The sequence below is a fragment of the Candidatus Competibacter phosphatis genome (genome assembly GCF_012939995.1).
In the GTDB taxonomy this organism is placed as follows: Bacteria; Pseudomonadota; Gammaproteobacteria; order Competibacterales; family Competibacteraceae; genus Competibacter; species Competibacter phosphatis.
Genome location: NZ_SPMZ01000024.1, coordinates 26,711 through 41,675, shown reverse-complemented (window position 1 = coordinate 41,675; position 14,965 = coordinate 26,711). Strand labels below are relative to the sequence as shown.

The following is a 14,965-nucleotide window of genomic DNA, read 5'->3' as shown; positions in this document are numbered from 1 at the left end:
CTCACCGGCAACGGTATGTCACTGCGACTGATCGACGCACCGCCGTTGATTTCGCCCAAATCGTCAAGGACTTGTTGGAAGTACGTTATCCCCATGCCGACAAAGTGGTCCTGGTCCTGGATAACCTCAATACCCATAAACCGGCTGCGCTCTATCAGGCTTTCGAACCCGCCGTTGCTTGGCGTCTCCTCGAACGACTGGAAATCCATCACACCCCCAAGCACGGCAGTTGGCTGAACATGGCCGAGATCGAATTGAGTGTCCTGAGCCAACAGTGCTTGAATCGCCGTATCCCCGACGCCACCACCCTGGTCCGAGAGGTCGCCGCTTGGCAACAGGCTCGCAATGCCGATCCTCGGCCGGTGAACTGGCGCTTCACCACCGCAGATGCACGCATCAAACTCAAACGCCTCTATCCGTCAATCCAGGTCGGGTGAGGTACTAGTTGTTCGTACAGATAGGCGGCGGCTTGGCTGGCGTCCCGATCCCCCACCGGCAAGGCCCAACCCAGCACCGCCGGCGCACCCGCCTGCACCAGCGCTTCGCACAGCGAAGGCAGTTCGCCCTGTTCCAGCGATTGGCCGGTGCGACAACCGGACAGAAACAGCAAACGCGGCCAATGGTGACCGAAGGCTTCGGCCAGTTGGTCGGCATCGGCCTCACGCTTGAAACCCAGCGGATCTTCAAGGATGAAAATGGGTTTGCCTGCCCGGATATCGGCGTGGCCGGTCAAATGAAATACGTCGAAATAGCCCGCCTCCACCGCCGTCACCTGCTCCCGTAAACCCTCCAGGCTACCGCTTTCCTCCACCATCAATTCGAGGGGCCGGCGGCGGGTCGCCTCCAAAATCCGCGCCTCCTCGGTCTCGAAATCCAGCACTGGCAACACATTCTCCGGTGAGGACGCCATGAACAACACCCGCAGCGGCCGGTTGGCCGGCTGGCCGGAATCGCGCCGATGGTTCACCTGTCGGACGGGGGTAAAACGGTGATGGGGATGGCCGCAAAGATAAGCGTCGCCGTAGAGCAATTCCCACGGCAAATGGCGCAGGCGGCTCTCGACATCGACATGCAGCGCCAGATCGGGATGTTGCGCTCGCAGCGTCGCCAACCAGCGCTCGGTGGGGCCATCCAGCCACTCGTACAGCCGGCGACCCAAAGCGCTCAAATCCAACTTGTTGGCGCGGTAGTCCTTCTCGACTTCGGTGACGAATCGCTCGATATCGGCTTGCGACAAGGAACGCTCGCCGAACAGCTTTCCCTGGTCGTCCAACAACCTCAACCGTTGTTCGGTAGCGGTTTGAGAAAATACTTGGAGCGTAAAGAGTCGCATGGATTTTCCTTCTCCGTGGAAACAGCCGTCAGCGATCTTCGAGCGCCTTGGTCAACAGCTTTTCGATATGACGCGCTGAACCGGACATGGCGATCTTCCGACCCTTGGCCTGCACCGTCACTTCCACCTGATTGCGCTTGATCCAAGTTTCCAGCACCTCGGCCAAACGGGTGAGAAAGCCGCCCTTGCCCACAGCCATCGTCAGCGCGCCACCCGCGCCGACCATCGCCAGAATGATCATGGCGGTACTGATCGGCTCGCCCTTCACCGGCTCGGCAGCCTCGGAACGCCAAGTGAAGTGTTCCATCAAGCCAGCGGCTTGCAGATCTTGATTCAGGCTGGCAGCCAATTGCGCCAATGGCTTGGAATCATCGCTGGTGAGATAGATGTGCATGACGACGCGCTCGCTGGAACAACCCTGATTTGTTGTACCGTAACATAACGGTGCTCACAGCTTCATTTGAAACTCAAGTCTGACAGCCTCAAGCAAATCCGATCAAATCAAGACAAATCAATCCCAATTCACGCAGCTTGTGAAAATCCCGCTGTCGCGCCTCGTCACCAAGTTTCAGGTACAACGCCCGATACCAGGGGCTTTGCCGCAATCGCACCATGGGAACCGGTGACTTCACACGTTCTCACCACTAAGATCGGCGATAGCTTTAGCCTCTTGGGCACGCTGCCCCTGGCGATGATAAGCTTAAGGAATCTGATTTTATTTTGAGGGGGAAATAGCATGACGACCCGATCCGCCGCATTACTGATTCTGTTGCTGTGGGGATGGGCACCGGCCTGGGCCGGCAACGCGTGGAGCAGGGTCAGCTATCCGCTGGCGGGTCCGCCACAGGTGATCGGCTCCTACGCCGCCGGCTGTATCACCGGAGCAGTGGCGCTGCCGCTGGTGGGCGACGGCTACCAGGTCATGCGTCCCAGCCGCAACCGCTATTACGGTCACCCTCTGCTGGTGCGGCTGGTGGAGCGGCTGGGCCGGCAAACGGCGGCGCACGGCGGGCGGCTGCTGATCGGCGATCTGGGGCAACCGCGCGGCGGTCCGATGCCGAATGGCCATCGCAGCCACCAGAGCGGGCTGGATGTGGATATCTGGTTCCTGCAGCCGCCGCGCGACCGCTTATTCTCACGCAGCGAAGTCGAGCAGGTCGAGATGGTGTCGATGGTGCGCGCCGGGGATGGCGAATTGAACGACGCCCGCTGGTCGCCGCGCTATCGGGACGCGCTGAAACAAGCGGCGCTGGCGCCCGAAGTAGAACGGATCTTCGTCAATCCGATCATCAAACAAGCATTGTGCGCCCGCGAAACCGACCGAAGCTGGTTGTACAAGCTGCGGCCATGGTGGGGACACGACGCTCACTTTCACGTCCGGTTGGCTTGCCCGCCCGATTCCGATCAATGCACATCGCAAAAACCGATCCCGCTCAATGACGGTTGCGACACCAATCTGGCCAGTTGGGTGCAAGACATCGTGCAGTCGATACTGTCACCGCGTCCCCACCGGAAAGCCGAGCCGCCGTCCGCGGACAAACTACCGGCGGCCTGCGGTTTTGTGCTGGAAAGCACCACCGCCCAGCGATAAACCGGTTTCCCGGCGGGCCATGCCTCGGTCACCACCGGGTCACTCTTCCGTTTTATCCCCCAATTTCAGCGCCGCCGAGTTGATGCAATAGCGCTGACCGGTCGGGGCCGGGCCATCGTCGAATACATGGCCCAGATGCGCCCCGCAGTCCGCGCACAACACCTCGGTGCGGCGCATGAACAAACCGCGATCCTCGGCGGTGGCCACCTTCTCCGCCTCCACCGGCTCCCAAAAGCTCGGCCAACCGGTGCCGGAATCGAACTTGGTCTCGGCATCGAACAGCGGGGCGCCGCAGCATGTGCAACGGTAAACACCCGGTTCATGACAGTCGTGATAATCGCCGGTGAAGGCCGGTTCCGTCCCCTTCTGGCGGCAGATTCGATATTGCTCCGGGGTCAACTGCGCCCGCCACTCGGCATCGGATTTGCTGATCTTGTAACTCATGGCTGCTCCTCATGTGAGTTGGGACCTACGCCCGATAGACCACGACCGCCCGAATTGGTGTCGAACCAAGCTCAGTCCCGCTGGCCGGCCTGTTTCTCCAAAGCCTCCCAGACATGCTCGGCCAAACCCACGCCGACCTCGTTGAATGCCAGAAACGTCATGTCGGCGCCCGCCGCCTTCAGAGCTTCCGCCTCTTCGGGGTAGCTGCTGATCGCGCCGATCACTCCCTCGAAGCCGTGCCGCCGCAACTGGCGAGTGGCGATGTTCTTGGCCTCCGGGTCCGGCATCGCCAACACCACCGCCTTGAGACCGTCCAATCGCAAGCGATGCCAGAATCCCGGGTCCTCGGCGTCGGCGTAGACCACCCGCCGGCCTTCATGGAGATGCCGTTCGACCTTGACCAGATCCGAGTCGATGCCGGACACCATCCGCACCTTGGGCTGGCCCGGAACATGCTGGCGCTTCTTCAGAAAATCGTAGGCGGAAGTGCCGGCATGGCCCATGCCGAGAATCAGAATCTGAGTGCTACCCAGCGACACCGGTTGTTCGTCGGGATGGCGGTCGGCCCGCTCGAACCGCGCTAGCCGGTGTTCCAAGCGCTCGTACAGGATATGGGCAAAGCGGTTGAATGGCGCGGCGATGGCGAAGGACAACGCCACGGTCAGGGCCAGCAGCACCAACCACTCGGAACCCAATTGACCGTTACCGACCATGAATTTCACCACGATCAGCGCAAACTCGCTGTAGCTGGCCAGCGCCAGCGCGGTCAGGAAGGCGGTACGAGCACGTAGCCGAAAGGCGGTCAGGATGAAGAAAAACAGCGCCGCCTTGAGCGGCAACAGCAATGCCAGCAACAACGCCCCGCCCAGCGTGGCCAGACTGGGCCAACCTTCCAACCCGATTTGCAGGAAAAAACCGACCAGCAGCACTTCCTTGAGCGACCATAAGGCCTTGGAGAGTTCCATCGCCCGGGAATGACTCGCCAGCAAAACCCCCAACAGCAGCGCGCCCAATTCCGAACTCAGGCCCAGATGCTCGAAGCCCAAGCCGCCGACCAGCAACACCAGCGCCAGTCCATATAACACCAGCAATTCGTCATGGCCGCTCCAATCCAATAATTTCATCACCAGCGGCTGCAACAACGGCAATCCCAGCACCAGCAGCGCCCACAGCGACGGCGCCCCCACGCCCGCCACCGTCATCAATACCAACGCCGCCAAATCCTGAATGATCAGAATGCCGATCGCCACCCGGCCGTGAAAAGCGCGCAGTTCCGCCTTTTCCTCCAGACTCTTGGCCGCTAGCACCGTGCTGGAAAAACCCAGGGTGATCGCCAGCAGCAACGCCTGTCCCGGCGGCAGCGCCAAAACCGCGAGCACCCCCCCCCAGCAACACGCCGCTGATCGCCAGATGCAACAGCCCGCCACCCCAAACCTCGGGACGAGTCAGACTTTTGATCCGCAGCTTGAGGCCAACACTGAACAGCAGCAGCAATACCCCGGCATGGGCGATCTGTTCGAGCAGCTCGCTGCCTCTCTGACCCAGGGCATTCAGTACGAACCCCGCCGCCAGATAGCCAACCAGCGCCGGCAAACCCAAATAGCGAAACAACAATCCCAGAAAAAACGCAAGCGCAATCCAGAAAGCATCCATTGGTCAGCAAAACTCCCAGATCGGAATCCGATGAAAACATGGGCGGGACCGGTACGATACTGTCTCGTCCGGCGTCAGGCGGAGCCGGTTGCGTCGCTTTCCAACAACCGGAATCGAGGCGTTACAAAACCTCAGGCTTTCTTGAGCACTTGCACCACGTACAGCAAGACCATGGCACCCACCGTGGCGGTGATGAGCTGGCCAATCAGACCGACCGCGGCAAAACCGAGCAAGCGGAACAGAAAACCGCCAACAAAGGCGCCGATCACGCCGATCACCAGATTGCCGCCCAGTCCCATGCTGCCGCCACGCATGAAGGTGCTCGCGATCCAGCCAGCGATCAGGCCAATAATCAGAAATCCAATCAAATCCATAAGGTTATCCTGTATAATAGTGGCTTGTGGTCTTATCGATCATAGCGCATGATGGCGGCCACCGGCGAAAATTGCTCAGGCGCGTCGTATCGCCCATCCCCCCTCATCCCGCAATTTTTCCGCGCTTTTTCAATTGCTGTGTCCCGCTAGCACTCGCCCAACGCTTCCAAGCTCGCCAGTCTGTTGGGAAAATCACTCACCTTCATCATGTGGAGCAAACCGCTTTTGAAGCATCGTGGTGATTTCAGCCGCGGGCAGCGGCCAGCTCAGATAGTATCCCTGGATTTCATCGCAGTGCTTGGCCTTGAAAAATTGAAACTGGGCCTCGCTCTCCACGCCCTCGGCGATGACCCGTAGCCCCATGCTTTCGGCCATGGCGATCACCGCAGTGGCGATGGCGGCATCGTTGGGCTGTGAATCAACTTCGCAGACGAACCCCTTATCGATCTTCAGTCGATCCAGCGGTAGTTGCTTGAGACGGCTCAAACTCGAATAGCCAGTGCCGAAATCGTCGATCGCCAATTGCACACCCAGGTTCTTGAGCGCCCGAAGCGTGCGCAACGCCCCTTCCGGGTCCTTCATCAACAAACTTTCGGTGATTTCGAGTTCCAGCGCCGCCGGTTCGAGACCGGTTTCCCCCAAAATCTGCGCCACCAGTCCCGTGAAACCGGGCTGCACGAACTGCAACACGGAAATATTGACCGCCATTCGCATCGGATCAATCCCGCACCCCCAAGCCTTGGCTTGCCGACAGGCGGTGCGCAGGACCCATTCGCCGATGGGGATGATCAGCCCGGTTTCCTCGGCGAGCGGAATGAATTCGAGGGGAGGCACCGTTCCCAGCAGCTCATTCGTCCAGCGCGCCAAGGCTTCGACGCCACAGATGCGACCACTCGGAAGATCGAGCTGGGGCTGGTAATACAGGGAGAGTTCGTTTCGCTCGATCGCCCTGCGCAACTGGGTTTCCATCGTCAGGCGCTTGTGAGCGGCTTCATTCAAAGCGGCATTGTAAAATCGATAGAGATTTCGGCCCTGGCGCTTGGCGGAATACATGGCCATGTCGGCGCTTTTGAGCAATGCTTCCGACGTCTCCCCATCTTGCGGGAAGACGGCAATGCCAATGCTGGGGGTCACGATGATTTCGTGACCATCCAGGGCGAGCGGTTGCGACAGGCGCTCCTGAATCCGTTCGGCAATGTTGGCGGCATCCTCGCTGCGCTGAATCTCGGGCAGCAGCACGGTAAATTCGTCGCCTCCCAATCGGGCAATGCTCTCGTCCTGCTCTTCCATCGGGTTCCGCGCCACCGAATCATTGGCGCGAATGCTCAACTTCAGCCGCTCGGCCGTCGCCTGAAGCAGGTGATCGCCCACATTGTGCCCCAGGGTATCATTGATGCGCTTGAAATTGTCCAGGTCCAGGAACAACAGTGCGAGCTGGCGACCGTGGCGCCTGGCCAGCTTGAGCGCCGTATCGAGACGATCCTTGAATAGCTCGCGGTTGGGCAGTTGCGTGAGGCTATCGGTGAAAGCCAATTGCCAAATCCGTTCCTCCGCCTGACGCAGATCGGTGACATCTTGCAGGGTGCCATACAAGCGGTCAGGGCGACCGGACACATCCAGGACGACCTCGATCTGTTGCTGGACATAACGCAAGCCACCGCTGGCATCCACCAGTCGGTGACTGATTGCCCTGGCTTGTCCGCCCTGCCATATCTCCTCAAACCATTGATCCAGGATTTTCCTATCCTTTTCATGCACGCATTTGAGAATCACCTGGAATGGAACCTCGGGCGCTTGGGGATCGAGCCCCAGCATTTCGCAAACTTCCCGCGACAGATGAAGAAACTCCTGATCATGGCTCCAATCCCAATATCCCAGCCGCGCAATGCGCTGGGCGGTGGCAAGCCGACGTTCACTGTCGTAGAGGCTGACCATCGCCGCGCTGGTCCGTAGCAGATACCGGACCCGATATTCGAGCAGGACAAAGTTAATGGGCTTGGTGATGAAATCGGTTGCACCGGCCTTGAACGCTTGGTTGATGGATTCATAATCGTCCAGACCGGTCATCATCAGGATCGGTACCTGCACTCCCCTGGGCCGCTGGCGCAGTTCGACGCAGGTCGCGAATCCATCCAGCTCGGGCATCATGACATCCAAGGTGATGAGATCGAAGTCGATCCGCTCGCAAGCCGTGAGTGCCTGACGACCATTCTCAGCCTGTTCGACATAAAAACCGGCCTGCTCCAGGGCTCCGATCACCAGGAAACGGGTCACGGGATCGTCGTCCACCACCAAAATCCTGGCTGGCGCGGCAACGGTATCAATACTCATCGGCGACTCCATCTTGGCCGAATACGACGACAATAAAACAGTACGGCATCGATTCGAACCCACCCGCCACGACCCCGGATCAAACTGGCGAAAGTGTTGCGCTCAAGGGGATTGGTCGATTCATCATCATGCGCTGACAAATGCCAGTTCATCGCCGTTCTCTCTCCATCTCCACGGCCAGTGCTTCCCGCACTCGCATATAACGGCGGTCCGCCTCCCATAGCAAGGCGGAGGTATCTTCCAGACATCGGTTCCGCCCTCGGCGCTCCAAGTCCTCGCACACGGCCGCCAACCGAGTCGCTCCGAGAGTGGCGCTGCTCGACTTGAACCCGTGAGCGGCCTGGCACAACGCTTCGCCATCCCCGGCGGTGATGGCCTCGCGCATTTGCTGAAGCAAGGTGGGCGCGTTGTCCAGATAGAGGTCGATGACGCCACCCAGCACACTGGGCTGGCCAGGTCGCTGCAAAGCGCGGATTTGGGCCAGCGCCCGCTCGTCCAGCGGGGATACGGTCCGCCCCGGCGAAGACTGGCGGTTTGGATTGACCGGCGCGGCGACTTCAGGGTCAACGGCCGTTATCGCCGTGCTCGCCGTTGGCGACCGCGAGGAAACGGGCGGCAACCGCGAAGCGGGCATCAGCGAGTTGCTTTCCTCAACGAGCAACCAGCTATCCAGCACGGTGACCAATTGTTCTTGGGTGAAAGGCTTGCTCAAATAATCATCCATCCCCGCCGCCAGGCACTGTTCCCGGAAGCCTTTGACGACGTTGGCGGTCAGGGCAATGATCGGGAGACGCGGTCGACCCTGGACTTGTTCCCAGTGGCGGATGGCGGCGGTGGCGGCAAAACCGTCCAGCACGGGCATCTGGCAGTCCATGAAAAGCAGGTCATACTGGGTTCGAGCCACGGCTTCAACCGCTTCCTGACCGTTGGCCACCACCTCAACCTGACAACCCAGCGCGCGCAGTACCGCCAAGGCCATTTCCTGATTGACCGGGTTATCCTCGGCAACCAGAACCCAGCCGGTGAATTGGGACGAACCCGTGGTGGGCAATGCCCGGAGCCGACTATTCGGATCAGCCGCTCGCCCCAGCAATCGGCACAGAATTTTATACAGTTCGGCTTGGCGCACCGGTTTGTATAAAACGCCTTGTATGTCGGCTTGCGTCGCCTGCCCGGTCCAGGTATCCATCCCACTGGAGGACAATAGCACCAGCTTGATTCCGGCCAGCGTGGGATCGGCACGGATTTCCCTCGCCAATTCGAGGCCATCCAGCTCGGGCATCCGCAGATCCAGGAATGCCAAGTCATGGCGCTTGCCGGCCCGCGCGGCGTCCCGCAATCGAAGCAGGGCCTGGGTTCCATTTTCCGCCTCGTCGCTGACCAAGCCCCAAGCCGCCGTCTGTCGCCGCATCATCTCCCGATTAGTGGCATTGTCGTCCACCAGCAGCACCCGTAAGCCTCGCAACTCTTGCTGCGCCGGCCAAGGTAACCGCATGCTTGCCGCCGGCCGTAATGTCGGTTGTAACAACAGGAGGGTGAACCAGAACCGGGAACCCACCTCGGGCGTGCTGTCCACGCCGATCTCCCCCTCCATCAACCGCACCAGCCGCCGAACGATGGCCAGCCCTAGTCCGGTACCGCCATAATGACGAGTGGTGGAGCCGTCCGCCTGGGTGAAGGCGTCGAAAATCCGAGTACACGCCGCTGGAGCAATCCCGATACCGGTATCCTGGACTTCGAAGCACAGACGCAATCCCGCAGCATCCTGGGCCAACACGCGTAGCCGCATGACCACTTCGCCTCGCTTGGTAAACTTGATGGCGTTGCTCACCAGATTGACCAGGATCTGTCGCAAGCGTACCGGGTCGCCCTGCGCCGAGGCTGGTAGACTGAACGGCAAGTCGTTGATCAGTTCCAAACCCTTTTCATGTGCCCGCTCAGCCAGCAGCGCCGCCGTCTCTTCCATCAGTTCCCTCAAGTCGAAGGGCACGACTTCCAACTCCATCCGGCCCGACTCGATCTTGGAAAAGTCCAGGATATCGTTGATGGTCGCCAACAAAGCATGGCTGGAGCGCAAGATCATGTCCACGAATCGTTGCTGCTGGGTGTTCAAGGGCGTATCCCGCAGCAGCTCCGTCATGCCCAACACGCCATTCAGGGGCGTGCGAATCTCGTGGCTCATCGTTGCCAGAAACTCCGACTTGGCCCGATTGGCTGCCTCGGCGGCTTCCTTGGCATTCCGCAGCGCCTCCTCCGTCTGCTTGCGGTCGGACAGATCATGCGCGACGACTTGCAAAGCCAGCCTGCCCCGGTATACGAACGGAGCGGCGGCCATCTCCACGGGGAACACGGTGCCATCCATCCGCACGCAGCGCTCCTCCAGCAGAGTGAGGGCTGTCTCAATCGTGTGGTTCCGTATTCGCTCCCGCACGACTTCGTGGCAATCTGGATGCAACCGATCCCAGGCCGATGCGCCAAGCAAGGCCGAAGGAGAATCCGCCCCAAACATCCGAGCGCCGGCGGTATTGATATAGATGATTTTTTCATCGTGGCTGATGAAAATCATATCGGGCGACAACTCGACGAGCTGCCGGTAAGCGTTTTCGCTGTCCACGAGCGCCTGCGTTGTTCGCCGCAAGGCGCGGGCCGGGACAAATCCCAGCGGAAAAAAAAAGTGCGATGCCCAGTATCGTTCCGGCGAGGACGATCCAAGCGGTTTCCGTCAGCAGGTCACGCAACGAGGCCACCACTTGCACTTCGCCAACCTCGACGCCGAAATCGTAAATCGGGTGAGAGTGGGTGAGCGTAGGTCTATCCAGCTCCAGCATCCGGTAAGCAATTACTGTTCCATCCTGGTCGATCACGGCGGAACCGTACCGCTGATTGCCATACTGTTGCAGCAGCGACGTCAACCGTTCGGGCTGGAAGCGCCACAAGTTGGTGCTTTGGTTGACAAACTCCGTAACGACCGAGGCAAGAAGCTGAGACTCGCTTTGCAACGCGCCACTTCGGCTCTGATAGGACCAGAGAAAAAACGCGGTGGGCGGCGCCACCATGACCAGCACCGCCAGACCGCCGGCCATCCAGGTCAGCAGACGTTCGATGCTGGAAGGCGCTTTCACGGCTGAGACGGGGCTGGCACGTAACCCGCGCGGTCCAGTATTTCCTTCCCGGATGCCGACAGGATGAATTCCAGAAAACCCTGGGCCACCGGCGACAACTTGGGGCCGCGCGCGAGGTAAATACTCTTGGAGTAAGGATAGGTTCCCTGGCGCATGGCGGCCAGAGTCGGCTCCTTGCCATTGATGGGCAGGGCATTGAGCTTGCGATTCTGGGCCTGCACCAAAGCCAGATTGCTCGTGCCGAGCGAATCGGGCGTCCTCTCCAGCAGATCTATGTTCTCCAGATCATTGGCGGCGACCAACATGCCAGGCCGTGCCAGGGCGACGTCAACCGCCCGATCCATGTCCGGCGACATCTTGCGCAGAATGAGCGTGTCCGATTCGAACAGGTTGCGCACCACGAGCCGAATGGGCGAACCATCGCTCCAGGTCGTCATCTTGCCGCTGTAGATCGCCGCCAGTTGCTCGACGGTGAAACCGGGCAGTGGCAATTTCCTCTCGGTGACCACGAGAAAGGGGGTACGGCCGAGTTCCCAGTCTTGGCAGCCCTGGGCTTTTTCGGCCTCGGTCAGCGGCTTACCGAGTACAGCCAGATCGACCGCACCGGCGAGCACCGCGCGAATCGCGCCGTTACTGCCTAGCGGCGGGTCGACGACTCGCACCTTGACGTTTGGTTCAAGGCTGCCATACGCCTGGGCAAATTGCCCGATCAGCGGCATTGCCGAGCCCGTTCCGCCAACGGTCAGCGTTTCCATTCGGGCGGGATCCGCCGCATTCGCCAAACTCGCCACCAGCAGTAACACAAGACCAAGGACATGGATTTTATTGTTCCAAACGGTGGGTCTCATCATGCTTCCCCTATCGAATGCCTTGCTGATCTTAGTGTTGTGCGCAAGCATAGTAACTTTGTGGCGAATTGTGCCAAACCTCTGTGAGCATCCTCCAGTGGGGCGCGCGCGCGCCGCGCGATTTCCCCCGATTCCACCCAAAAGCGGCGAAACCCGCCCGCCGAGACCGTCGTCTGGCCGGGTCGCCGCAGCACTATCGCTGGCCTAATCTTCCAGCAACTTCCCGGATTGGCGGTAACTCAACGATTCCCGTCCCGCCACCTTGCAGAATTTCTGTCCGGGTCGAGCCAGTCGCTCGCCCATGCGGGCAAACAAGAGACCGCTGGTTGTGGCACGGACCGCCCAGCGAGCCGCGCCAGGCGGTTCGCCGAGCGGGTCCACCAGCTCCGCCACCACCTCGCCGGCCGATACCGCATCGCCCAGATGCTTGCGATAGGCCAGCACGCCGGCGACCGGCGCGGTCAGCACGTCCACCCCATTCAGTGGGGTCGGCTGGCAACGCGGTTCCGGCAACGGCTCCGGCTCGCCGGCGATCACGCCACGCCGCCGTAAGAATCGCAGCAATGCCGCCGCGTCGGCCGCCGCGTATTCATCGCTCACATCCGTCTGCCCGCGCAGTTCCACCGTGGTCGCGAAACAGGCCAGCGGCACCGGGCCTTCCGTCGCCAGCGCCGCGCGCAGTTTCCACCATGGACCGGCGCAGGCTTCGTCGAATGGATTGCCGCCCGGCTCCTCTTCCAGCAAAATCGCCGCCGCGCCCAGTTCCGCGCCCAGCGCCCGCGCCTCGTCCGCCTGCCAGCGCGATGCATACAGGTGCAATAGCGCCTCACCGTCGCAGTGCAGGTCGAAGACGAAATCGGCATCGATGGCCTGTCCCAATAGCGCCAGCTTGAGCGCGTCCGCCTCCCGCGCCGCTCGTTGTTCGGCCAGCACCGTCCGCAAGGTCGCGCGGATCAATGCCACATTGTCGGCCGGATCGGCGCGCAACCGCCCCCGCAACCGCTCCAGCGCGAGCGGTGCCAGATCGGGAAAACCGCGATTGAAATTGCCGCTGCCCTCGCCATCGAAGCGACCCAACAAACGGCCGTTGAAGTGTTGGCTCAAACCAATTGGATTGGCGATCGGCACGACCACCACCTCACCCACCATCCGGTCTTGTTCCCACGCCTGTTCCAACCCGCGCAGCAGGTGCTGTGCCACCAGCAGACCCGGTATTTCGTCGGCATGCAGGGCGGCCTGAAAATAGGCTTTGGGCCGCGCGCCGGGCGTGCCGTAGCGATGGACCCGCAGCGCCCGCCGGGTACCGGGTGCCGGGGCGGGCAATTCGAGGTGATCGGTGGCGGTGGGCATCGAGCGTTCTCCTGCATCAGCGGTTCGGTGAATCCAAGGCAATCACGTTAACCGGGAAATCGATAAACAGGCGAAACGAGCGATTGGCTGGACGCGAATCGGACGGGTGAAGCGCCGGGCCATCGCCGAATCGAATCCATCCGACGCGCTATTTGCCGCTCCCTGCCTCTCGTCACCCTAATTCCGCCAGCAGCCGGTCGATCATGTGCTCGGCCTGGGTACGGTAGCCGCCGCCGAACAGGTTGAGATGGTTGAGCACATGGTACAGGTTATACAGGGTCCGCCGTTGTGGGTAACCCACATCCAGCGGTAGTGCTTCCCGGTAAGCGGCATAAAAGCGTTCAGGAAAACCGCCGAACAACTCGGTCATCGCCAGATCCGCCTCGCGGTCGCCGTAGTAGCAGGCCGGGTCGAAGATGACCGGCTCCCCTTCCACGGTGCAGCCGACGTTGCCGCCCCACAAATCGCCGTGCAGCAGCGCCGGCACCAGCCGGTAACCAGCGAACAGCTCCGCGAACCGCACCAGCAGTTGCTCGCCCCGCCGTCGCAGTTCACCACCATGGCCGTTGCGGACGGCCAAATCCAACTGAAAGCCAAGCCGCCGCTCGCGCCAGAAGGCGATCCAATCATCGCCACGCTCATTGGGCTGGGGGGTCGATCCGATGGTGTTGTCCCGATGCCAACCGAAAAACGGTTGGGGAATGCGGTGCAGCGCGGCCAAGCGGCGACCCAAAATCTCCAGCGCCCGCGTTCCGCCTCCGCCCAGCGGCAGGTATTCCAGCACCAGAAAAGCCAACCCGGCGGCGGTACCATGCTCGACTGGCAAGGGCACACGTACGGCCCCGGTCGCGGCCAGTTCCGCCAGAGCGGCGGCCTCCGCCTCGAACATGGTCTTGGCAACGGCGAGGCTATTGGTCTTGACGAAAAAATCCCGTTCGCCGTCCCCAACTCGCCACGCCTGATTGATGCAACCGCCACCGAGTGGCTGGCGCTGTCGAGCGACGAAACGCCGGCCGGTCACCACGCCGATGCGCTGTTCCAACACATTCCAGAACTGTTCTGAATTCAAGGGAATAAAGGCTGTTGGAAAATCTCAGAGGAGCGAGTGCAGCTCCTCGATCCGATCCTTGTCTTCTGGCTCCCTTACCCTGCACTCCTCCGGTAATCGCACTTCCATGGCGATCGGCAGATGATCCGAAAAAACGTGGTTCAACACTTCCACCCGTTCGACCGCGATGGACGGCGACACCAGAATATGGTCCAGATGTCGGTCCGGCTGCCAACTGGGAAAGGTTTGCAGTCCGGGCACCGGCTCGCACAGATGGGCCGTCGCCAACAATGTCCCCATCTCCAGGCTATCCGACCGGCAATTGAGGTCGCCCATCAGGACGATGTGCCGGTAATCGCGCATCAAATTGGCCAGAAACTCGATTTGCAACAGTCGCCCGCGCCGACCCAGCGCCATATGAACGATCAGCACATGCAAGGCATCCTTCCCCGCGCCGAACCGGACTTCCAGCACGCCTCGGCCCGGAATCAGCCCCGGCAACTTGTGTTCGGTGATGGCGGTCGGCCGGATGCGGCTGAGCACCGCATTGCCATGCTGCGAAATCATGCCGATCCGGCGGTTGGACTGATCGAACATGTACTCGAAGCCGGCATAATCCGCCAAGTATTTGACTTGGTTGACGAATCCACTACGCAGGCTACCGGCGTCCACTTCCTGCAGGCCCACGAGGTCGTAGTCGGTCAACACCCGGGCGATACCGTCCAGGTTGCTCATCCGCGACGGCACCGGCACCAGATGTTTCCAACTACGGGTGAAATATTGGGAATATTTGCGGGTGGTCAACCCGCTCTGGATGTTGTAGCTGAGCAGCCGCAAGCGGCGCGGTTCGCCTTGGTCGCTCATCGCGCGC

General features: G+C 60.9%; 13 protein-coding genes and 1 pseudogene. 2 read left to right on the top strand and 12 right to left on the bottom strand.

Annotation, left to right across the window (positions count from 1 at the left end; all coding sequences use genetic code 11):
- The coding region (locus E4P82_RS09190; RefSeq protein WP_211203087.1) for a transposase at window positions 1-437 on the top strand (437 nt) is incomplete at its 5' end.
- Here E4P82_RS09190 and E4P82_RS09185 read toward each other — a convergent pair.
- Entirely contained in the window at window positions 413-1,333 is a 921-nt protein-coding gene (locus E4P82_RS09185) for a CHAT domain-containing protein (protein WP_169248600.1), read from the bottom strand. The genes E4P82_RS09190 and E4P82_RS09185 overlap by 25 nt on opposite strands.
- 28 nt (window positions 1,334-1,361) lie before the next feature.
- Window positions 1,362-1,727: an effector-associated constant component EACC1 gene (locus tag E4P82_RS09180; protein ID WP_169248599.1), complete on the bottom strand. Its 366-nt coding sequence runs from the start codon at window positions 1,725-1,727 to the stop codon at window positions 1,362-1,364.
- Window positions 1,728-2,069: 342 nt separating this feature from the next.
- Here E4P82_RS09180 and mepA point away from each other — a divergent pair, with 342 nt between their 5' ends.
- The gene (gene mepA, locus E4P82_RS09175) at window positions 2,070-2,924 is read left to right on the top strand and encodes a penicillin-insensitive murein endopeptidase (RefSeq protein WP_169248598.1); all 855 of its coding nucleotides are present in this window, start codon (window positions 2,070-2,072) and stop codon (window positions 2,922-2,924) included.
- 39 nt (window positions 2,925-2,963) lie between these two features.
- Here mepA and msrB read toward each other — a convergent pair whose 3' ends face one another.
- From msrB to E4P82_RS09125, 10 genes and pseudogenes are all read right to left on the bottom strand, one after another.
- Window positions 2,964-3,368, bottom strand: a complete 405-nt coding sequence (msrB, locus tag E4P82_RS09170; RefSeq protein WP_169248597.1) for a peptide-methionine (R)-S-oxide reductase MsrB — start codon at window positions 3,366-3,368, stop codon at window positions 2,964-2,966.
- 71 nt (window positions 3,369-3,439) lie between these two features.
- A pseudogene (locus tag E4P82_RS09165) lies at window positions 3,440-5,021 on the bottom strand (cation:proton antiporter domain-containing protein).
- 131 nt (window positions 5,022-5,152) lie between these two features.
- Window positions 5,153-5,395 (bottom strand): GlsB/YeaQ/YmgE family stress response membrane protein, encoded by a 243-nt coding sequence (locus tag E4P82_RS09160; RefSeq protein WP_169248596.1) that lies wholly within the window; start codon window positions 5,393-5,395, stop codon window positions 5,153-5,155.
- Window positions 5,396-5,587: 192 nt separating this feature from the next.
- A complete protein-coding gene (locus tag E4P82_RS09155; protein ID WP_169248595.1) occupies window positions 5,588-7,726 on the bottom strand; it encodes a putative bifunctional diguanylate cyclase/phosphodiesterase in 2,139 nt (712 codons plus the stop codon).
- 148 nt (window positions 7,727-7,874) lie between these two features.
- The gene (locus E4P82_RS09150; RefSeq protein ID WP_169248594.1) at window positions 7,875-10,340 is read right to left on the bottom strand and encodes a response regulator; all 2,466 of its coding nucleotides are present in this window, start codon (window positions 10,338-10,340) and stop codon (window positions 7,875-7,877) included.
- A complete protein-coding gene (locus E4P82_RS09145; protein WP_169248593.1) occupies window positions 10,270-10,848 on the bottom strand; it encodes a hypothetical protein in 579 nt (192 codons plus the stop codon). The genes E4P82_RS09150 and E4P82_RS09145 overlap by 71 nt, the downstream gene beginning before the upstream one ends.
- Complete coding sequence (locus E4P82_RS09140) at window positions 10,845-11,696, bottom strand: PstS family phosphate ABC transporter substrate-binding protein (protein ID WP_281383672.1); 852 nt, start codon at window positions 11,694-11,696, stop codon at window positions 10,845-10,847. The genes E4P82_RS09145 and E4P82_RS09140 overlap by 4 nt, the downstream gene beginning before the upstream one ends.
- Before the next feature lie 204 nt (window positions 11,697-11,900).
- The gene (locus tag E4P82_RS09135) at window positions 11,901-13,046 is read right to left on the bottom strand and encodes a succinylglutamate desuccinylase/aspartoacylase family protein (protein ID WP_169248591.1); all 1,146 of its coding nucleotides are present in this window, start codon (window positions 13,044-13,046) and stop codon (window positions 11,901-11,903) included.
- A gap of 172 nt (window positions 13,047-13,218) precedes the next feature.
- A complete protein-coding gene (locus tag E4P82_RS09130) occupies window positions 13,219-14,115 on the bottom strand; it encodes a fructosamine kinase family protein (RefSeq protein ID WP_246327466.1) in 897 nt (298 codons plus the stop codon).
- A gap of 24 nt (window positions 14,116-14,139) precedes the next feature.
- Window positions 14,140-14,958 carry an endonuclease/exonuclease/phosphatase family protein gene (locus E4P82_RS09125; protein WP_169248590.1) on the bottom strand — a complete coding sequence of 273 codons (819 nt, stop codon included), beginning with the start codon at window positions 14,956-14,958 and terminating at the stop codon, window positions 14,140-14,142.
- Window positions 14,959-14,965 lie beyond the last annotated feature (7 nt).